At 59.5% G+C, this 18,131-nt stretch carries 24 protein-coding genes; 14 read left to right on the top strand and 10 right to left on the bottom strand.

Translation table 11 applies throughout. The annotated features are described in order from the left end of the window. Positions 1-290: 290 nt before the first annotated feature. The 3 genes from D3242_RS13760 (at position 291) to D3242_RS13750 (ending at position 1,170) form a co-directional block, all read left to right on the top strand. Entirely contained in the window at positions 291-503 is a 213-nt protein-coding gene (locus D3242_RS13760) for a hypothetical protein (protein ID WP_317452354.1), read from the top strand. 43 nt (positions 504-546) lie between these two features. After that, positions 547-768, top strand: a complete 222-nt coding sequence (locus D3242_RS13755; protein WP_038648757.1) for a DUF768 domain-containing protein — start codon at positions 547-549, stop codon at positions 766-768. Positions 769-960: 192 nt separating this feature from the next. After that, positions 961-1,170, top strand: a complete 210-nt coding sequence (locus D3242_RS13750; protein WP_019859928.1) for a hypothetical protein — start codon at positions 961-963, stop codon at positions 1,168-1,170. A 53-nt stretch (positions 1,171-1,223) separates the two neighbouring features. Here D3242_RS13750 and D3242_RS13745 read toward each other — a convergent pair whose 3' ends face one another. Continuing rightward, a complete protein-coding gene (locus D3242_RS13745; RefSeq protein ID WP_027047168.1) occupies positions 1,224-1,427 on the bottom strand; it encodes a hypothetical protein in 204 nt (67 codons plus the stop codon). Between the two features lie 305 nt (positions 1,428-1,732). Further along, positions 1,733-2,032: a DUF1236 domain-containing protein gene (locus D3242_RS13740; protein ID WP_038648754.1), complete on the bottom strand. Its 300-nt coding sequence runs from the start codon at positions 2,030-2,032 to the stop codon at positions 1,733-1,735. A gap of 299 nt (positions 2,033-2,331) precedes the next feature. Between D3242_RS13740 and D3242_RS33500 the strand changes: the two genes are divergently transcribed. The 3 genes from D3242_RS33500 (at position 2,332) to D3242_RS13730 (ending at position 4,524) form a co-directional block, all read left to right on the top strand. Beyond that, positions 2,332-2,475 carry a hypothetical protein gene (locus tag D3242_RS33500; RefSeq protein WP_155772686.1) on the top strand — a complete coding sequence of 48 codons (144 nt, stop codon included), beginning with the start codon at positions 2,332-2,334 and terminating at the stop codon, positions 2,473-2,475. Positions 2,476-2,647: 172 nt separating this feature from the next. Beyond that, entirely contained in the window at positions 2,648-2,998 is a 351-nt protein-coding gene (locus tag D3242_RS13735) for a low affinity iron permease family protein (protein ID WP_064982188.1), read from the top strand. A 116-nt stretch (positions 2,999-3,114) separates the two neighbouring features. Then, the gene (locus D3242_RS13730; protein WP_064982186.1) at positions 3,115-4,524 is read left to right on the top strand and encodes a phospholipase D family protein; all 1,410 of its coding nucleotides are present in this window, start codon (positions 3,115-3,117) and stop codon (positions 4,522-4,524) included. A 49-nt stretch (positions 4,525-4,573) separates the two neighbouring features. Here the strand turns inward: D3242_RS13730 and D3242_RS13725 are convergent, their stop codons facing one another. The 3 genes from D3242_RS13725 to D3242_RS13715 are packed head-to-tail and all read right to left on the bottom strand — an operon-like array spanning position 4,574 to position 7,035. Beyond that, a complete protein-coding gene (locus D3242_RS13725) occupies positions 4,574-5,383 on the bottom strand; it encodes a metallophosphoesterase family protein (protein WP_064982184.1) in 810 nt (269 codons plus the stop codon). A gap of 15 nt (positions 5,384-5,398) precedes the next feature. Then, on the bottom strand, positions 5,399-6,316 hold the full coding sequence (locus D3242_RS13720) for a diacylglycerol/lipid kinase family protein (protein ID WP_223217925.1): 918 nt from the start codon (positions 6,314-6,316) through the stop codon (positions 5,399-5,401). A 5-nt stretch (positions 6,317-6,321) separates the two neighbouring features. Continuing rightward, positions 6,322-7,035, bottom strand: coding sequence for a phosphatase PAP2 family protein (locus D3242_RS13715; protein WP_019859920.1), 714 nt, complete (start codon positions 7,033-7,035; stop codon positions 6,322-6,324). A gap of 208 nt (positions 7,036-7,243) precedes the next feature. Between D3242_RS13715 and D3242_RS13710 the strand changes: the two genes are divergently transcribed. From D3242_RS13710 to D3242_RS13700, 3 genes are all read left to right on the top strand, one after another. Next, positions 7,244-8,731 carry an ATPase domain-containing protein gene (locus D3242_RS13710; RefSeq protein WP_032921249.1) on the top strand — a complete coding sequence of 496 codons (1,488 nt, stop codon included), beginning with the start codon at positions 7,244-7,246 and terminating at the stop codon, positions 8,729-8,731. Next, complete coding sequence (locus tag D3242_RS13705) at positions 8,728-9,768, top strand: sensor histidine kinase (RefSeq protein WP_081295962.1); 1,041 nt, start codon at positions 8,728-8,730, stop codon at positions 9,766-9,768. The genes D3242_RS13710 and D3242_RS13705 overlap by 4 nt, the downstream gene beginning before the upstream one ends. Positions 9,769-9,855: 87 nt before the next feature. Then, positions 9,856-10,932, top strand: a complete 1,077-nt coding sequence (locus D3242_RS13700) for a histidine kinase dimerization/phosphoacceptor domain -containing protein (protein WP_064982178.1) — start codon at positions 9,856-9,858, stop codon at positions 10,930-10,932. Between the two features lie 161 nt (positions 10,933-11,093). Here D3242_RS13700 and D3242_RS13695 read toward each other — a convergent pair whose 3' ends face one another. From D3242_RS13695 to D3242_RS13680, 4 genes are all read right to left on the bottom strand, one after another. Next, complete coding sequence (locus D3242_RS13695; RefSeq protein ID WP_081295961.1) at positions 11,094-11,282, bottom strand: baeRF12 domain-containing protein; 189 nt, start codon at positions 11,280-11,282, stop codon at positions 11,094-11,096. Next, positions 11,240-11,464, bottom strand: coding sequence for a hypothetical protein (locus D3242_RS13690; RefSeq protein ID WP_064982177.1), 225 nt, complete (start codon positions 11,462-11,464; stop codon positions 11,240-11,242). Before D3242_RS13690 ends, D3242_RS13695 begins: the two co-directional genes overlap by 43 nt. Positions 11,465-11,657: 193 nt before the next feature. Continuing rightward, the gene (locus D3242_RS13685) at positions 11,658-12,476 is read right to left on the bottom strand and encodes a DUF1365 domain-containing protein (protein WP_081295960.1); all 819 of its coding nucleotides are present in this window, start codon (positions 12,474-12,476) and stop codon (positions 11,658-11,660) included. After that, positions 12,473-13,819 carry an NAD(P)/FAD-dependent oxidoreductase gene (locus tag D3242_RS13680; RefSeq protein WP_019859911.1) on the bottom strand — a complete coding sequence of 449 codons (1,347 nt, stop codon included), beginning with the start codon at positions 13,817-13,819 and terminating at the stop codon, positions 12,473-12,475. The genes D3242_RS13685 and D3242_RS13680 overlap by 4 nt, the downstream gene beginning before the upstream one ends. Before the next feature lie 145 nt (positions 13,820-13,964). On the opposite strand from D3242_RS13680, the gene D3242_RS13675 reads away from it, so the two are divergent. The 5 genes from D3242_RS13675 to D3242_RS13655 all read left to right on the top strand — a co-directional run bounded on the left by D3242_RS13675 (position 13,965) and on the right by D3242_RS13655 (position 17,722). After that, positions 13,965-14,615, top strand: coding sequence for a sigma-70 family RNA polymerase sigma factor (locus tag D3242_RS13675; RefSeq protein WP_120145501.1), 651 nt, complete (start codon positions 13,965-13,967; stop codon positions 14,613-14,615). Continuing rightward, positions 14,612-15,265, top strand: coding sequence for a ChrR family anti-sigma-E factor (locus D3242_RS13670; RefSeq protein WP_038648739.1), 654 nt, complete (start codon positions 14,612-14,614; stop codon positions 15,263-15,265). The genes D3242_RS13675 and D3242_RS13670 overlap by 4 nt, the downstream gene beginning before the upstream one ends. A gap of 9 nt (positions 15,266-15,274) precedes the next feature. Beyond that, on the top strand, positions 15,275-16,099 hold the full coding sequence (locus D3242_RS13665) for a DUF1295 domain-containing protein (RefSeq protein WP_064982175.1): 825 nt from the start codon (positions 15,275-15,277) through the stop codon (positions 16,097-16,099). A gap of 2 nt (positions 16,100-16,101) precedes the next feature. Beyond that, on the top strand, positions 16,102-17,130 hold the full coding sequence (locus tag D3242_RS13660) for an SAM-dependent methyltransferase (protein WP_064982174.1): 1,029 nt from the start codon (positions 16,102-16,104) through the stop codon (positions 17,128-17,130). A gap of 61 nt (positions 17,131-17,191) precedes the next feature. After that, complete coding sequence (locus D3242_RS13655; RefSeq protein WP_223217885.1) at positions 17,192-17,722, top strand: hypothetical protein; 531 nt, start codon at positions 17,192-17,194, stop codon at positions 17,720-17,722. Here the strand turns inward: D3242_RS13655 and D3242_RS13650 are convergent. Continuing rightward, on the bottom strand, positions 17,704-18,114 hold the full coding sequence (locus D3242_RS13650) for a DUF2177 family protein (protein ID WP_019859902.1): 411 nt from the start codon (positions 18,112-18,114) through the stop codon (positions 17,704-17,706). The genes D3242_RS13655 and D3242_RS13650 overlap by 19 nt on opposite strands. Between the last annotated feature and the right edge of the window lie 17 nt (positions 18,115-18,131).

Genomic DNA, 18,131 nt, shown 5'->3' with positions numbered 1-18,131 from the left:
GAGTTGCTCTCCAGGGGAGCAGTCCATAGGAGGGAGGAGCTTTGAGGCAACCGATCCTGGTTTCGGCATCCTGAAGCGTAAATTTGTTTGGTGATCTGCGAGGGTCATGTCGGCTCATGCTGCGACTGGGCGCAATCCCAATTTTCCCGTGCGTCGACCGAGCTTCGGGCTATCGTCGCGTGGGATCCACAATGCAACACTGGCGGACCAGCGGGCGAATGTTCTGGTGAAACACTTGCGTGGCGAACAGGTTTTGCGGCACGCTTCCTTGCAGGGTTATTGGGAGGAGAATGATGCCAATTCGGAGAAAGGCGACTGAGGCTGGTATTTTTGATCCGGCCGAAATGGCTCTGCTGGGCCGGGTGTTCGAGCAGCTGAAGCTCGAAAATCAATCACCCGACGAGCGTGACGCAATCGCCTCCAGAATTATAGGCAACTACATGGCAGGCGTCGTCGATGAGGATGAGCTGGTTTCGCTATCCAGGCGACCGTTGGGCCGTTAGAGGAAACGCGGAACTTAAACCTTGCGGTCGAGCTTATCGCTCCATGAGTGCACGCGGAATCGACTTTCTGGATCAATGGATCGCTAACAATGTCCCCAGGACGATGAAGGCAGATGTCCTCCTGGTCGATGAACTCACGCACAAGCTAATAGCGGACGCCAAGGCGCTCGGGATCAAGCGGGCCGAAATCGATGAAGAGGTCGACAGTCTTTACCGCACGATCCTCAATGCTATCGAGCATCCCTTGCCTGATTTTCCCAAGTGACCCGTCACGGTTCGCAGCGGTCGATGCGTGCGACTTTCGATCCGCTGGTCTGGAACATATGTGACTTCCGAGGGTTGGTGATTGCGGCAGGCAACGCTCCCTCGCGCCACTGCTGAAGATCGGGCCAGAAACCTTGATCGGCCCGCATTCTTCGCTAAGGCGCGGGCTTCCCCTTTTTGGAAGAGATCGCGCATGTCCCAGACCATTCAACCGCCGATATTGCCGGAAGGAAGTCCGGATCGGGCGGTCAACTGTGAGGTGGCCCTGGAAGCGGCGTTCGCGGCCTTGGTGGCTGAATCAGAGGCCCAGGGATGGACAGCGCAAGAGACTGCGGAAACCCTTCTCAAAATTGCGACCGAACATATCAATCTGCTCGGAGCGGCCGTCGATCCTAAGGCCTAAGCAGAGGTCGCGCCAAAGGAGGTGTTGCTATGCCCGGCCTTGACCGCCTTGCGCTACTCGGCGGATCCATTGATTGTGAATGGTGAAGCGCTGGGGACGCACTGCAGGGTCCAGCCCGTCGACGTTGGCTGCTTCTGGTATTCGGCAATGGCGGCCGTGCATTGTTCCCGCTTGTCGAAAGTGCTCGGCAACACCGCCATGCCGCCCTGCGGGCCGGCAATTACCAGATACCAGATCAGCGCTGCTGTCGAAGTCATGGCGTTTCCTTGTTCCAACCCGACGCCATAGCCGCTGGCGGCCGGATCACCTTAGGCCAATGGCCAGGAATGGGCTAATCGCGATTAAGATAAAGGCGGCGATCAGGTCGGCGCCGTCAATCAGACTCCGCCATCACCGATGCGACCTTTCGAAACACCTTCATGTCGCCGCGGTAATGTTCACGTCCGTGAACTTTGTTCTCAGCTTTGCAGCAGGCGTTTCCAAAGATGAGATATTGCATCTTATGACCGTCAGTTGGAACCCGTCGCCGGGAGAGGCGACGGGCTTTGGCCGGCAAGGCCGGTCAGTCGTAGATTTTGATGATCTTGTGGGTGGTTGGATCGACCAGAACGGTCCGGTTGTCGATCACGACGTAGCGGTATTTGACGTTGGGAACTTCGCGAAGTTCGACCGTGTCAGGCAGCGCCGTGCCGATGTTGAGTTCCACTCCGGGAACCTTCACCGAAGCAAGCGGCTGCTTCTTCACATATTCACGGATAACCGTTTCCTGCTCCGGCTGAATGATGATGTCCTCGGCCGCCGCGACGCCGACGCCTGCGAGCAGAAAAAATGCCGCGGCTGCGGCAGACAGATGCAATTTCATAATCTTACTCCTCGTGAGATTGGCTCCGATCGGTGGTGTCGAAGCTCAACTGCCAACTTGGCGTGGATGCAATCGTTCCCTTGGGAGGACTTCAGTCGGAGGAGGCGGTTGGACCAAAGTCCGGTCGAATTCCGCAATGGTCTTGCCGTCGGTGCAGCTTGGAACGGTCATCTGTCGCGGAAGTTGTCAGCCACGGAACTGAAGGAAAGAATTCATGGACAGAAGTGTTGGTCAAGCGCGTTGGTTGCTGGCGCCAGTTTTCGTCTTGGCCATATCCCTGCTCGTCATCGGAATATCCCATGGCTGAACCTGGACAGTCCACATTTCAAAATCCGCGCAGCTATGTCCCTTCCTGCGTTGATAACGGTTCGCTCGCTGCTTTGGCGGCGAGCGAACCCGTCAACTTCAATTTAGCCAGCGACGGGTGGTTGGATGTTCAATGACAAAAAGACTCGCCTCATAGAGGCCGGTTTCCTCCTGGCAGTGCCCATTTGCGTGGCTCTGACCGCGCTGGTAGCCGTATTCGCTCTGGCCAGGATATGATGGTGTGGTTGTATCCACTTCGGCGTTTGGCGCAGGAACGAGCCACGGCTTCACAATCATGGAGCCGTTAGAATGAACCGGATCCTGTTTATGACGGCCGACTTCCTTTCCCGGCCGCCAGGCTTCTACGTCATGATGGTCGCAATGGTATTGTGCACCGCGCTGGTGCCATTCGGACTGACCAACGCGGTCACTTATGTCCTTTCGGTGGCCGCCATCGTGATCACTGGTGTTGTCCTGATACAGGGCTATCGCGATACCGCGGCCATTCACGCTAAGCTCGATGAGATCGTCGTGTCGCTTAGGGAGACCAGAAACGACGTGGTCGGCCTGGAGCATGCCGAGCCGGAGGAGATCCGCGAAAAGCTTGCCATGCTCGAACAAGAAGCAGCGGAACGAAATGGCGAGCCACCTGAATATTAAACGCCAGCTTTCTTCGACTATCAGCAGGCTCAAGGCCCTCGTGCAACCAGATCGGCGCTCGCGGGTTCTTGACCTAATGAAACGGCGCCTCGATCTCCTCCGAAACCGGTCAATTCATGGACGTCTCGATTACGCAAACATCGGCCGATAAAATCGATAAAATCAAAGCAGGTAAGAGCGGCCTGCTGCTGATTTCTGACAATTACGATGCGTTCGCCGCGCGTGTTTTAGCGGCAAGGGGCGCGGCTCGCACTCTCGATCTCATGTACTATCTCTGGCATGACGACCACACGGGGCGCTTGCTTTTGCAGGAAGTTGTCCGGGCGGCCCAGCGAGGCGTACGGGTCAGAATGCTGCTCGACGACGTCAATCCGCGCAAGAGCGATGCCGCCTATTTGGCGCTGAGCAACCATCCAAACATCGAACTCAAATTGTTCAACCCGAGCGGCATCAGAGCGCGCGGCCTCATGCGCGGCGCGGAAGTCCTCTTGCGGCTTTTTGCATTGACAAGGCGGATGCACAACAAGGCGTGGATTGCCGACGACAACATCGCAATTGTCGGTGGGCGCAATGTCGGCGATGCATATTTTGACGCGGCGGAGACGAATTTCCGTGACCTCGACATGCTGCTTCTCGGTCCCGCCGTCCAGCAAACCGCACAGATCTTCCAAACTTTCTGGGTATGCCAGGACGCGAAGCCAATAGCTGAACTCGGTGCAGCCGCTCCAGGCTCGCATGCCCCCTATTTCGAGGGAAGAGAGGAGAAAACCGATTCGACGCTTCTGAGCGGGGTCAGGGACAAGGGCTCCATCGCCGAGTTCATATCGGCGAGCAGCAACGTACATTGGGTCGAGCGCGTGCGCGTGATCTCCGACCCTCCGGAAAAGGTCCGAGGCTGGAGACCGCGCGGTTGGCTGATGAAGGAGTTGCTCCCAATCATTCAGTCGGCGCGCAAGCGTGTGGAAATCGTGTCCCCGTATTTTATCCCCGGCAAGAAGGGATCAAAAATCCTCGGCGACCTCGTCGACGACGGGGTGCAGGTCGCTGTGTTGACCAACTCCTTGGCCGCGACCGATGTCGCCGCGGTCCACGGGGCATACGCCAACTATCGCAAGCGCTTGCTGAGAATGGGCGTGCAGCTTTTCGAGCTCCAACCCTTTAGCCGGCAGCCCAAGATTTCCGTATTTGGATCCAAGGGCGCCAGCCTGCACACCAAAGCGTTCAGCGTCGACAACAGGATCGGTTTCGTCGGATCCTTTAACTTCGATCCTCGGTCCGTCTCCCTGAATTCGGAAATGGGAGTGCTTTTTGAAGACGAGAATCTGGTCGCGGAACTGCAGCATAGGTTCAAATCGGAGATAGCGCCGGAAGCGAGCTACCGGCTCGAATTGAAGAACGAGGTTCTTCGCTGGCATGGCAGCGATGAAGGCAGACTGCAAACCTATACGCGCGAACCCGAGGCAGCATGGTTCCGCCGCATCCTGGCCGCCCTGGTCAGGCACCTCCCCATCGAATCTCAGCTTTAGCCGTACGTCGGCAGATTCTGGAAATGTAGACGCTCTCTCCCAACGCAATTCAAGCGGGTTCCCATCCGCCTGAACCTTGCCGAAAGGAATAACTGGCTGAGGTTTCGAACCCGGACTGCAAAGACTGCCATGCCCGACATTCGATAGAGATCCTCGTGTGCTCGATGCGAATGATGTTAAACGAATTTGCAGCTTGTCGTACCCGCGAAGAAACCGCCGTCCCCGCTTGAACAAGCAGCGCCGCATAGCCGTCGATGAGGTAGCGCCGTGCGCTCGAACCAGCGCGGTGAAGATGCTGGTGCCCAGACAATATGACATCTACGCCGTTGCGCGAGAAGGCATCCATTGCCAGATCGGCGCGGCCCACGATGCCGTCGTCGTTTTCCAGGTCTAGCCCTTCGAAAGGATGATGCGTGACCACTATCCGGGTAACGTCATCGGACATATGTGCGAATTTTTCCGTCGCCGCCTCAAGTTGACGGACGTTGATCCTGCCGTCCTTGATCGTCAGGGATCGTGCTGTGTTTATCCCGACCACAGCGACTTCGCTATCGGCGTAGAACGGGTCCGTGTCCGCCTCGATGTAGCGCCTGTAACGCGACAGAGGCGTCACCGCACGCGCGAAGACATTCCAGAGCGGCACGTCGTGATTGCCTGGCACTACGATGCGGGGGCCAGGGAGGGAATCGAGAAAGGCGCGCGCCTGCAGGAATTCGTCTTTCCGGGCGCGCTGCGTAAGATCCCCCGAAACGACGAGCAGATCAGAGTCGACTGCAAGAACCTCTGCCGTGATCGCGTCCACAAGCTGGCTCTCTGTCTTTCCGAAGTGCAAATCCGAAATATGGACCAGGGTTCTCACTGAAGTTCTCCGCTTTCAGCTACGGTCGCCGGTTTTGTTCGTTCTGGCTGGTGCGATGACTTTCAGGGCCGCCGGCCGAACCTGAAAATTCAGGGGCGTGTCCATGCTGACGGCTTCGCCGTCCAGAGAAACCAGCATGGCGTGGCGATGCGATGTGATTTGCAGCGAGTTGGCGCGATAAATTTCAAGATCTCGGGTCGCGTCGATCATGCCGAACGCGATTTTGAACGGAAGCAATGCCAGCCCAAACCACGACTGCTGCTTAACGACGTAAACGCAGAGTTCCTTTGACGAGAGGCTGCGGCGATGGCCAAGATCGGCGATGTCGTAGAAATTGTTGCCGACGAACACGCAAGGCGTCCGTAGCCTCTCGCGGGTGCCTTGGGCAGCGACGTGGACAGCCTGCCACGAGGCGGATCTCAACGTTCTCATCAGGGCGGGTCCGATGGCGGCAAGCTTGCCGAACCCGCGGCGGCGCTGTTCGGTTGAACGCTTTGCAACAAAGAACGGATAGATCCCAATCGATGAATTGTTGAGAAAGACTCGGCCGTTGACCTCGGCGACATCGACAGTGACAGGCTTGCCGGTCGCGATTGTATCGATCGCCGCCGTCAGGTCGAGCGGCACACCCAAATCCTTGGCAAAGTGGTTCAATGTGCCGAGCGGAAGGACGCCAAGCACCACATCCGTCCCCGCCAGCGCCGAGGCCGCGCTGCCGAGAGTGCCGTCGCCACCGCCCACCACCAATATCGATCCATGGCCGGACCTCGACTTGTTTTCGGCAACGAAGCGCTGAGAGAGCTCTCCAATCTCTCGCCCTTCCACCAGTCGCACATCGGCCTCGACGCCACGTTCGGCGAACCCATCCCGCACGGCTCGCTCGATGTCGCCCTTGCGCGCCACGGCGCCGGCACTTTTGTTGATGAGCGCCACAACCTTCAAGTCTTCAGTCTCCGCTCCGGCCATTCCTGAAACCATAAAGCGACCATCCAACACAGGATCGCCCAGCCAGAACCAATGCACCATCCGGCCAAGACATCCGTCGGATAGTGGACCGCGAGATAGACCCTGCTTACGCCAACGGCCAGCGTCAGAAAGACGGCGAGGGCCATGAAATACACTTTGAGGCGGAAATCCTGATTTGCGTGTGAAAGAAGGGCGCCCACGGTCAGAAACGTGATCGCCGAAAGCATAGCATGGCCACTCGGGAAACTTGCAGTGAACACCCGCGTGACATGAGGAATCTCCGGCCTGGGGCGGTTGAAGCTTAGCTTGAGGATCGTGCCGAGCAGTTCCCCGCCGGCCACCGCCACTGCCATCCAAATGGCCAGAGCCCGCTTGTGGACAAGAAGCAGATAGGCAACCCCTGCCATCAACACGAAGCCAAGAAACACCACGCTGCCGATCGAGGTCACATCTCTGGCCGCTTCCTGAAGCCATGGCGGACCGATCGGGTAGGCCTGATCGGCCCCACGCAGGGTCGACATGATCGCCAGATCAAATTTGGTCGTATCGCCTTCCAGGACCTCCTCGGCGAGCACGCCGAAGCCGAGAACGAGGCATGCAACGAGCATCCCCACGATGAGCCTGTTCTTGCCTTGCGGAGAACGCCCGAAGGGCCGGCGCTCGATGTCTGGGACTGGTTCGCTCAAGCGCCCGACCTCATTGGTGAGGCACAACGGCGTCGCGAGTACGAGGTTCCCTCAGCCATCACTGCGGTCAGGGCGGCCGAAATCTGCGGCGGCGCTTCGCGACAGCCCCGACACGACGTCGTTGGAATGGCCGTGAGAGCCTCACTTCAAGAGGGAACCATTGAAAATTCTATCCGTTGAGGTGTTCACGAAAAGCAAGCGGGGCAACGTGGATCAAGACGACGCTTCACCAATATCATCTGGCGTGGAAGGCCTCGACTATGTCCTGCGAGGCGGATACGCAAAATTCCGTTCACATCTTGTAGAGGGCAGGCCTGGTTCAGGTAAGACCACACTTGGTCTGCAGTTTCTGATCAAAGGCGCGTCGGATGGCGAGAAATGCCTCTATATAACGCTGTCCGAGAGCAAGCGTGAACTGCACTCAGTCGCGGAACGGCATGGATTTTCTCTTGACGGCATCGAAATCCTCGAGCTGGTGCCACCGGAGTTGAGCCTCGACCCATCGCAGTTACAGACTCTGGTTCATTCGTCCGATCTTGAACTCGGTGAGACCGTGCAGTCCGCGCTCGCCGAGATCGAGCGCATGAAGCCGGATCGCGTGGTGTTCGATTCCCTGTCGGAAATTCGCCTCTTGTCGCAGGGCTCGTTACGCTATCGGCGGCAGGTCCTGGCTTTGAAAAGCTTTTTCCTGCTCAACAATGCAACGGTGCTTCTGCTCGACGATCTCACCGCTGAACATGACGATCTAAACCTGCATTCGATCAGTCATGGCGTCATCCGGATGGAACAGCTTTCACCGATCTATGGCGGAGAGCGGCGGCGGCTGCGCATCATCAAGATGCGCGGCGTTCAAATTCGCGGCGGCTTCCACGACTTCGTCATTAGACCGGGCGGCGTGATGGTGTTTCCGCGCTTGGTTGCCTCAGAACATGAGATGGCCGAGCATGGAACGCCGGCAACCGGTAATGGATCTGTCGACACGCTCGTGGGTGGCGGGCTGGACCGCGGCACCAGCACTCTCCTGATGGGACCATCTGGTGTCGGCAAGTCGACCATTGCATGCAGCTATTGCCATGCTGCTCTCAAGCGCGGCGAACATGTGCTGGTGCTTCTGTTCGATGAAACCAAGCGGATTTTCCTGGCGCGCGCGTCTGGCCTCGGCATGGATCTGGGGCCATTCGCCGTCAATGGAAGTTTGCTGCTGGAACAGGTGGATCCGGCAGAATTGTCGCCTGGTGAATTGTCGTCGCGCATCCAGTCGGCTGTGGAGCGCTCAAGTGCAAGGATCGTCGTCATCGACAGCCTGACCGGGTATCTCAATGCCATGTCGGAGGAGCAGCATCTTGTGCTGCAGATGCACGAGATCCTGACATACCTTAATCAAAAGGGCGTTGTGACGATCCTGCTGTTGGCCAATCATGGGCTGATCGGTCAGATGTCAGCCCCCGTCGACATGACCTATCTCTGCGATTCCGTAATGCTGCTGCGTTTCTTCGAAAGCGGCGGCCGTCTGAGACGAGCTATTTCCGTGGTCAAAAAACGCGTCGGGCCGCATGAGGACACCATTCGCGAATTCAAGATAAGCGCGACCGGCCTGGCCGTCGGCGAACCACTAGAGGAGTTCCGAGGGATACTGACTGGCGTGCCCACCTACGAGGGTAAGCAAGGCAACCTGCTGCAAGACAAGTCATCGTGATGCCTTCAGACCGCAGTGTGCTCGTGCTGGCGCCGGTCGGGCGCGACGCGAAGGTCGCGTCTGCAATCCTCACGGAGAACGACATCAAGTCCCACATCTGCGCCACGCTCGACGAAGCAGTTCCGCTGTTGGACCAAGCTCACTGCCTTTTGGTTACAGAAGAAGCCTTGATCAGTTCCAATCGAAATCAGTTTGCATCGTGGCTCAATCATCAACCGACGTGGTCGGATTTTCCGATCGTGTTACTGACGATGCGAGGAACGGAGATCGACAAGCGACTCGCCTTTCTGGATCGCTATCTGATCGTTCTCGAGAGGCCTTTCCTGGCGTCGAGTCTTGCAAATTCGGTGCGCTCGGCTTTGCGAGCCCGCGCCCGTCAACTCGAGGTCAAGTCATATATCGAACAGAAGCAAGAGGTCGCCGACCGGCAAAAGCTGCTGATCAGGGAACTCCATCACCGCGTCAAAAACACGCTCGCAAATGTCCGGGCGATGATGGGGGCAACCGCCAAATCGAGTGGTAGCGTGGATGATTTCGTGCGCGATTTCTCTGCCAGGATCGTCTCGCTCGCCGACACGCATTCGATGCTCACCGATGACTATTGGCAGATGGCTTCCTTGCACAAGCTGCTGGAGTCGGAACTGCGCCACTACGATACGACCGACAAGTCGCGCGTAGTGCTCGAAGGGCCGAACGTCGCGCTGGTCGCCGATATCGCGATCCCGATCGGGATGGCGTTTCATGAACTCGCGTCCAACTCATCGAAATATGGCGCGTTGTCCCGCCCCACAGGGCGTCTAGAAGTCCGGTGGTCGGTGAGCAATTCGGAAGGAGAGCGAATGCTCAATCTGGATTGGCTTGAAAAGGGCGGGCCGAAGGTCGAGCAACCAAGACGGCGCGGCTTCGGTACGACGTTGCTGGAGAAAGTCGTCGCCGTGCAGTGCCAAGCCAAGGTTGAGTTGAACTATCATCCTGACGGTCTGCGGTTCGCAATGGCCTTGCCGCTACGCGACACGAGGCTTGTCCCCGCCTACTGACCTCAGCAAGGTGGCGCTCCGCTTCGGTGGTGGCCTATATGCTCAATCGCTGATACTGATGACCTTTCCTTACAGCGTAGGCGTAAAATGATATCGGATACAGGGAAGCCCGAGGCGGTCGAGCAACTGCTCGATACGCCCGAACTCGCGACCGCGCTGGAGAGCGAACAGTTCAAGAAATTCCTCGATCAGGTGCCTATTGCGATCGCCGTTTCAGACCTGATCGAAACGGAGCGCGTCGTTTATGCCAATCCGGAATTCGAAAAACTCTCCGGCCTGAAGGCCGCCAGTCTGGCGCGAAAAAACTGGGCAGCGCTGTCCGGGACTGGGATCCGTGAGCAGAAGGACAGGGCGCTGGCCGAGAGCGTTATCAATGAAACGGATTTCGTCGGCACTTTCCGGCTGGAGCGCGGCGTCGGGGGACCGGCAGTCGTTGACGCCTACTCAAATTTGATTGTGGACGATGATGGCAAGACTTGTTTCCGGCTGGTCGCCTTGGTGGACGTATCCTCTCACGGCGAGGAGGCGCCCTCGGTAGAGGAGCGTGTCCGGGAAAAGGATACATTGCTGCGGGAACTGCAGCACAGGGTAAAAAACAATCTCCAGATGATCACCGCACTCATCCGGCTGGAGACCCGCAATGCGGCGGAGCCCGACCAGAAACGGTTCGAGAGGTTGGCCGGCCGCGTCGACGCTCTTGCGATACTCTACCAGGCGCTGTCGAACGACGAGCAGAAGGATGAGGTCGATCTTGGTATCTATCTCAGCCAGATAGCATCGGCGGTAATGGCTTCGCATGCGGTGGAAGGCATACGCCTGGACATGAAGGTGGATACCTATCCCGTGTCGATTAACGTTGCGATGCCCACGGGGCTGGTTGTGAACGAATTGCTGACCAATGCGCTCAAACACGGCTTCAAGGGACGAGAAGGCGGCACGATAACGCTTCACAGCGTGGTCGATGGCGACGGATGCCGCATCACCATCGCCGATGACGGGGTTGGTTTGCCGGAGGGCGAGACATGGCCGAAGCCCGGCAAGCTCGGTGCTCTCATCGCGCGCTCCTTGACCGAGAACGCCAAAGCGCAATTCGAAGTCAAATCCAGCGCCACTGAAGGGACCAGGGTCACCATCGTTTTCAAGCGATCGGCAGCGACGAGCTGACGATGTTCTATGCTGCGGTTTGAGTGGCTTGGGCGGCCCAAATAGACGCCGACCGTGCAAGGCGATTTCGATGGCGGCTCTGTTCATGGCGACTTGCTCGTCCATGCGACTGTCATGCATGGACCTGACGTCAATATCGTGGCTCCGGCTGCAGGCCGCGGCTAACTAGGTGGCGGCACTACATTTTCTATCTCTTGTGCTGAACGCCTCGTAAGATCCTTTGGGATCTCGCCTACCAGCACGGCCGAACCTTTCTGGTGGTAATGCTTGCGAAGTTCACCAAGCGTGCGTGGGGCAGCGATGACGATCAGATTGGCAATTTGACCGCCGAGGACCTGACGATTGAGCAGATCGGCGGTACCGGCCGCAAAAGCCGTGTCTTCTCGTCCACCGGCTTGAACACGGGCGGAAGGAACTGATGCCGCAGCCCGATCGTATCCATGACGTCACCAACTACGGTGACGAAGAGTTCGTTCTCGAACAGCCGGTACATTTCGGTGTCGTCGTCATAGAGGCGCTTCGATGCGGTCATGAGGCCTGACTCCAACCGGTCGTGGATTGTGTGTTGTGGGAAGGCCCTTGGCCTCCGCGGATCCGGCAACAACGCCACTCAATGTCCTACCCTTCATTCCGACGGCAGCCCGGTCTTGTTTTGTTCTACAGTCCGTTCCCTGGCAACGAGGAAAATGCCGCACCATAGATCGACCTTTGCCCTTGTCTCAGTGTCAAATGACATCAGGCTCGGCCTTTCTCTGTAAACGTCCATGCATGGCGACGCGGGTGATGGAGTTGTCGGGCGGGGCAGGGCGCTCCTGAAGCCGAATGCCCTTTGCCCAGAGCCGCAGCGCCTCCCAATGGATGCCGGCGGTCACCTTGAGTGTCAGCAGAGGATACGAGATGAATGCGCGCAGCAGACTGGCATCGCTCAGCGCCCGCCGCTTGCCGGCGAAGCTTGCCACCATCAGCGGCCCTTGGTCGTCGCTGGCAGTGATGTGTATCGCGACGTTTTCGCCGGGGAGGCCGATGCGGAAGCGATAGTTCAATCCCATGGCCATGAAAGGCGAAACGTAGAAGCGCTTGTCGCAATGTTGCCTGACAGTCTCGTCGTGCCGCTCGCCGACAGGGATCAGGTAGCTGTGGCGCTGCCCAAAGGTGTTGTTGACTTCGTAGAGGATCGCGACGAGGTCGCCCTGCCGGTTATGGCAGAAATAGATGCTGATCGGATTGAAAGCGTAGCCGAGCGTGCGCGGCATCGAGAGCAGTCGGATTGGCCCCGCATCCGTCTCGATCCCTGCCGTCTCAAGCATATCTTCGACATAGGCTTTCAGCGATCCGCCCGAGCCATCGCCGTGATCCGTGTCAGCGAAGCCAAACAGATTAAACCGGTTGTGTGACAACAGGCGAAGCCGCTTGCTCATCGCATCGATCTCGTCGAGGTCGAGCAGAAGGAAGAAAATGCGGTAGGAAAGGCGGTGCCGCCGCGGCTTCAGCCGCTGGTGCATCACTTTGCCAGCGTAGAGGGCCGATTTCAGCTCCGGCATCACGCCGCCTCGAGGTTGCGCCGCGCCACGGCGTCGATGATGTGAATGCGCGCTGACTCATTCGCGACGCTCCAGGGCCGGCGTACACCGCCAAGCGCCTCAGCCACCGCAAGCCCGGCCTGCAGGCCGTCCTCGTGGAAGCCGGCGCCGAAATAGGAGCCGCAGAACCAGGTTCTTCGACTGCCCTGCAGCGACCACAGCCTTTGCTGCGCGCGCATCGCTGCGGCGTCGAAAGCCGGATGTTCATAGGTCTCGCGATGCAGAACGGTATTGGCCGCCGGTTCCACGACAGGATTGAGGGTGACGAAGAGCTGCTGGTCATCGGGCAACGATTGAAGCCTGTTCATCCAGTACGAAACAGACAGTTTTCGGGTTTCACCCTGGCCCTGTGTCAAATAGTTCCAACTCGACCAGGCGCGCTTACGCCGCGGCATCAGGCGCGCATCTGCATGCAGCACCGCCTCGTTGCGGCTGTAGCCAAAACTGCCGAGCAGCCGCGTCTCGTCGTGGCTCGGATCGTCAAGAATGCGCAGCGCCTGGTCGGCATGGGTGGCGATAACGACGTGGTCGAAGCGGTGCTCGACGCCTTCGCAGTCGGTAAGCCAAGCCGCGCCCCCGCGCCTGGAAATCAAGCGCACGCCGCGCCCGGCATATGAACGGCCGGCGACGCTCCTCGCCAGTTGCTCGACATATTTGCGGCTGCCGCCATCGACTGTGCGCCAGGTTGGCCGGCCTGCCAGCTTCAGCAGGCCATGGTTCTGGCAGAACCGGATGAAGGCGGTCGCTGGATAGTTGCCGACATCAAGCGCCGGAGTCGACCATATGGCTGCCGCCATAGGATAGAGATGATCCTCGCGGAATGCGGCACCGTAGCCCCTGGCATCGAGATATTCGGCCAAGCTGATCTCGCCGATACGCGCGATGTCGTGGGGGGCCTCTCGATAGAAGCGCAGCAATTCCTTCAGCATTTGCCAAAAACGCAGCCTACCGACATTGGACGGCTGTGCGAGCAGCCCGCCCAATCCGGTTCCCGAATACTCAAATCGTCCGCCGTCGAGCGAGACGGCAAACGACATGTCCGACGCCTTAGTGCGCACGCCGAGATGCGAAAACAGCGCCGTCAGGTTGGGATAGGTTACTTCGTTATAGACGATGAAACCGGTGTCGACCTGTGTGCCGCCGACATCGACGGTATTGCTGTGGCCGCCGAGCCGCCGGTCCGCCTCGAATAGCGAAACCTTGTGGCGCGTTGAAAGCAGCCATGCTGCGGACAGGCCGGAGATGCCGCTGCCGACGATGGCGATGTCCATCGGCTTGTCCGCTTCGAAATAGCCGCCGATCGTCATTCGTGCCCTCCGATTTGCTATGGAAGGGACTGACGTCCTCCCCTAGGTTTAATTTCTACGCAGCGGTGCGGGCTGTGGATCACCGTGTGCAGCAATCGTTGCGCGGCCAGTGATCCGAAAGGGATTGCCGCGCGTAACAGGGCTTATGAATGCAGGACATCATTTCATTGCCGACAAAGCGCTTCTTGCTTTCGATCTCGCGGAGAGCGGATTGGCGGTGACCATACGCGACGAGGGGAGCCTGTCGGCGCCGGAAGCGACCCGTTTGATGGCGGCAGTCGCGGCGAACCGCGATCGAGTGGCATTCGCGGCACTGTTCGGCTTCTACGCGCCGCGGCTGAAGGCTTTCCTGAAGCGTTCGGGGATGACGCCGTCCGCCGCGGAGGACGTCGTGCAAGAAACCATGCTGCTTGTCTGGAAAAAGGCATCGTATTTCGATCCCGCGCGTGCCGGGGTGTCGACCTGGATCTTCACCATCGCCCGCAACGCGCGCATCGACCGGCTGCGCCGCGAAAGCCGGCCGGCGGTCATTGCCGAAGCCTTTGATCCGTCCGATCAGCCTGATGCGCCGGTTTCGGGCGAGCAGGCGATCATCGCGGTGGAGCGCGAGGACCGGGTGCGGGAGGCGCTCGATCTTCTGCCGCGGGAACAGGCCGATATCCTGAAAATGTCATTCTTTGGCGAGGTAACGCAATCCGAGATCGCCGACGCGATCGGCATCCCCCTCGGCACCGTCAAATCACGCGTGCGGCTGGCCCTTGGCCGGCTGCGCCAAATCCTGGACGATCTCAAATGATCAAGCATCATCCGAGTGATGAGACGCTCTTCCGTTATGCCAACGGCTCGCTCGAATCCGGGCCGCGCATCGTCGTGGCCGTCCATGTCGGTGCCTGCACGGCTTGCGCCGAGCGCATTGCCGGATTCGAAGCGCTTGGGGGCTCCCTTCTGCACGATATCGAGCCGGAGGACATGGAAGCTGGGGCCCTCGATCATGTGATGGCGATGATCGACACCGGTGAGGCCGGTCGCGGCAAGGCCGCGCCGGCTCAGAGGCTTCCGCGCGCCGATGTGGGCATCCGCTTGCCTGAGGTGCTTGACGACTGTGGCATCGGGCCATGGCGCTGGATCGGGCCGGGCGTGCGCTGGAGCCGCGTGACGCTGCCTGATGACGACAGCGCCAACGTCATGCTGCTGAAGGTCGTGGCCGGCCGCAAGCTGCCGGAGCACACGCATGCGGGCTATGAATACACCCACATACTGAAAGGGGCCTTCTCGGACGCGCGCGGCCGCTATGGCCCGGGGGATCTCGACGAGGCCGATGACGACGTTCAACATCAGCCGATCGTCGACAAGGACGGCGAATGTATCTGCATTGCCGCGCTCGAAGGGCAGATGAAACTGAGCGGCTTCTTCGGCAGGCTGATCCAGCCTCTGTTCGGCGGCTGAGGTCCGGCAATGAGCGTCGTCTCGGCTATCGTTCTAGCGGCGGTCGCTCTTTGTGCCACCATGGCGGTGGCTTGGCTGGTCGCGATACGGACTGGCAGCTCCGGCTGGGTCGATGCGATCTGGTCTTTCGCCGTCGGCATCATCGGTGCCTTCCTGGCGCTCGTCCCATTTGTTGAAGGCGACAACGATCATAGGCGATGGCTGGTCGCGCTTTTGGCGCTGGTCTGGTCGCTGCGGCTCGGCGTTCACATCGCTGGCAGGACGATGGGCGACAGCCGCGACGATCCGCGCTATCGCCAGCTCAAGCAGCAATGGGGCGCCAGTTCCTCAAGCCGGCTGTTCTGGTTCCTTCAGGTCCAGGCGGCCGCGGCTTTCCTGCTTGCAATGTCGATCATGGCTGCCGCCCACAAGCCGGCTCCGGGGCTGGGGCCCGGCGACTGGATCGGAGTTGCGATCTGGGTGGTGGCGATTGGTGGCGAGGCGCTGGCGGACAGGCAACTGAATGCTTTTCGAGGCGATCCTCGCAACAAGGGCAAGGTCTGCGATGTCGGCCTGTGGCGCCTATCCAGGCATCCCAATTACTTCTTCGAATGGCTGGGCTGGCTGGCATACATCGCCTTCGCGATAGGCTCCCCCTCGGCCTATCCATGGGGCTTCGCCGCACTTGCGGGCCCCATAATGATGTACTGGCTGCTGGTCCATGTCTCCGGCATCCCGCCATTGGAGGCACACATGCTGCGCTCGCGTGGGGTACAGTTCCGCCGTTATCAGGAGCGCGTAAACGCGTTCTGGCCGGGCGTGCCGATGGCGGCAACAACCCGGGAAGGGACATGACAGTGAGCCTGATCTCATCCGCAATCCGTGCCGTCGAGAGCACGCCGATTCCCGATACCGCCACACGCTTTGGTATCGGCGTCCTGGTAGGAAAAACGCGCCGGCGGCTTGCCAAGGCGGGGTCGGTCGACGCGAAGCGGTTTGCTTGTGCCATGGCGGACTATTCCATCGCCGAGCACGCGCAAGCCGCAAACGAGCAGCACTACGAACTTCCGCCCGAATTCTTCGCGCTGACGCTCGGTCCCAATCGGAAATACTCCTGCTGCCTCTATCCGAATGGGGACGAGACCTTGGCCGAGGCCGAGATCGCGGCGCTGGAGCAGACTGTCGAACATGCCGGCCTTCGCGATGGCCAATCCATTCTCGAACTTGGCTGCGGCTGGGGTTCGCTGACGCTGTACATGGCTAAGCGTTTTCCGGCCGCCCGCATCGTGGCGATGTCGAATTCGACGCCGCAGCGCATGCATATCGAAGCGGAAGCGGCGGCGCGCGGGCTGCGCAATGTCGAGGTCATCACCGCCGACATGAACGGCTTCGAGCCGCGAGAGCGCTTCGACCGCATCGTGTCGGTCGAGATGTTCGAGCATATGTCCAACTGGCGCGACCTGCTTGCCCGTATCCGAAGCTGGCTGGAGCCCGAAGGCAGGCTATTCGTCCATGTCTTCAGCCACCGCCACAGTCCCTACCGCTTCGATCATCGCGACGACGCCGACTGGATCGGACGGCATTTCTTCACCGGCGGCATCATGCCGAGTCACGGGCTGATCGGTCACTTTGCGGACTGTTTCGCCATCGAACGCGACTGGCGTTGGAACGGCATGCACTATGCGCGCACCGCGCAGCAATGGCTTTCGCGCTTCGATGACAATTACAAGCGCATCGGCGAGATCCTTGCCGATGTCTACGGGCGGGATGCGGCGCTTTGGCGCCGGCGCTGGCGGCTGTTCTATATGGCCACCGAAGGTCTGTTCGGTCACGATCAGGGCAGGGAATGGGGCGTCAGCCACTATCTGCTGCGGCCGGCCTGGTAACATGGAAGGACTTGCACGGCTATGGCGCCGGGTCGCCGGTTACGCGGCGCATCCCGACCCCTTGACCAGCGCGGCCAACTGGATTGCACTGGTCGTTGCCTGGAACCAGCCGTTCTACCCGCTGTACCTTTGGGCGGCGGTCGGCGCCGACAAGATAGCTCCTTCGTTTCTCACGTTCATGTCAACGCCGATCTTTCTGGCTGTTCCGGCTGTTGCCAAACGGCATGCGCTGGCCGCCCGCGTCCTGCTGCCGCTGACTGGCATCGCCAACGAGATCGTGAGCACCAAGGCGTTCGGCGTTGGATCGGGCGTGGAGATTTTCCTGGTTCCCTGCGCGCTGATCGGTGCCGCGCTGTTTAGGCCGTCGGAGCGGGCGATCGGGCTCTTTGTGGTGGGGCTTAGTGCGATGGCCTATTTCATCCCGCATCGCTTTTTCGGCGAGCCGCTGGCCGGTTACACGGCCGCCGATAACAGCGCCATGGCCGGCTTGAATGCCTTGAGCGCCGCGACGTTGATCGTCTTCATCGGCTGGCTGTTGTCGGGTGCTGTGCCGGCCCCGCAACAGCCTGGCGATCAGGCGCCGCGCAGATAGTAGCGAGTCACCAGGAAGCCCACAGTGGCCGCAACCGCGCTGAGCAGCGAACCCCAGCAGATATCCGCCACAGTGATGATCGTCGGCCAGCCGCGGATCGTGGCTTGGTTGGTCAGATCGTAGGTCGCGTAGGTGAAGAAACCATAGAGCGCGCCATTCAGCGCGGCCGTTGTCCATTTGCCGCTCGAAAAAGCCGGCGACGTTGCGAAGATTATGAGACCCACGACATAGATCAGGTAGAATGCCGCAGCAGGAACAGGGTTGAATACGTCAACCAGTATGTCCCCGACATAGCGGCGGTAAAGGCGCTGCGACATCGTCGTGAGCCATACCGCGTCAATGGCCAGGAAAGCGATCAGAGTGGTTGTGTAGGCGACGGCATACCGCATCATGAAAACCTTCCCGTTGT

The organism is Mesorhizobium jarvisii (assembly GCF_003601985.1).
In the GTDB taxonomy this organism is placed as follows: domain Bacteria; phylum Pseudomonadota; class Alphaproteobacteria; order Rhizobiales; family Rhizobiaceae; genus Mesorhizobium; species Mesorhizobium jarvisii.
This window is presented reverse-complemented; position numbering and strand designations above follow the sequence as displayed.

What these genes read in the sequence shown, in the direction of transcription:
- D3242_RS13760 (WP_317452354.1), top strand. Translation starts at nt 291, where the DNA reads ATGATGCCAATTCGGAGAAAGGCGACTGAGGCTGGTATTTTTGATCCG.
- D3242_RS13755 (WP_038648757.1), top strand. Translation starts at nt 547, where the DNA reads ATGAGTGCACGCGGAATCGACTTTCTGGATCAATGGATCGCTAACAAT.
- D3242_RS13750 (WP_019859928.1), top strand. Translation starts at nt 961, where the DNA reads ATGTCCCAGACCATTCAACCGCCGATATTGCCGGAAGGAAGTCCGGAT.
- D3242_RS13745 (WP_027047168.1), bottom strand. Translation starts at nt 1,427, where the DNA reads ATGACTTCGACAGCAGCGCTGATCTGGTATCTGGTAATTGCCGGCCCG.
- D3242_RS13740 (WP_038648754.1), bottom strand. Translation starts at nt 2,032, where the DNA reads ATGAAATTGCATCTGTCTGCCGCAGCCGCGGCATTTTTTCTGCTCGCA.
- D3242_RS33500 (WP_155772686.1), top strand. Translation starts at nt 2,332, where the DNA reads ATGGCTGAACCTGGACAGTCCACATTTCAAAATCCGCGCAGCTATGTC.
- D3242_RS13735 (WP_064982188.1), top strand. Translation starts at nt 2,648, where the DNA reads ATGAACCGGATCCTGTTTATGACGGCCGACTTCCTTTCCCGGCCGCCA.
- D3242_RS13730 (WP_064982186.1), top strand. Translation starts at nt 3,115, where the DNA reads ATGGACGTCTCGATTACGCAAACATCGGCCGATAAAATCGATAAAATC.
- D3242_RS13700 (WP_064982178.1), top strand. Translation starts at nt 9,856, where the DNA reads ATGATATCGGATACAGGGAAGCCCGAGGCGGTCGAGCAACTGCTCGAT.
- D3242_RS13690 (WP_064982177.1), bottom strand. Translation starts at nt 11,464, where the DNA reads ATGACCGCATCGAAGCGCCTCTATGACGACGACACCGAAATGTACCGG.
- D3242_RS13680 (WP_019859911.1), bottom strand. Translation starts at nt 13,819, where the DNA reads ATGACGATCGGCGGCTATTTCGAAGCGGACAAGCCGATGGACATCGCC.
- D3242_RS13675 (WP_120145501.1), top strand. Translation starts at nt 13,965, where the DNA reads ATGAATGCAGGACATCATTTCATTGCCGACAAAGCGCTTCTTGCTTTC.
- D3242_RS13670 (WP_038648739.1), top strand. Translation starts at nt 14,612, where the DNA reads ATGATCAAGCATCATCCGAGTGATGAGACGCTCTTCCGTTATGCCAAC.
- D3242_RS13665 (WP_064982175.1), top strand. Translation starts at nt 15,275, where the DNA reads ATGAGCGTCGTCTCGGCTATCGTTCTAGCGGCGGTCGCTCTTTGTGCC.
- D3242_RS13650 (WP_019859902.1), bottom strand. Translation starts at nt 18,114, where the DNA reads ATGATGCGGTATGCCGTCGCCTACACAACCACTCTGATCGCTTTCCTG.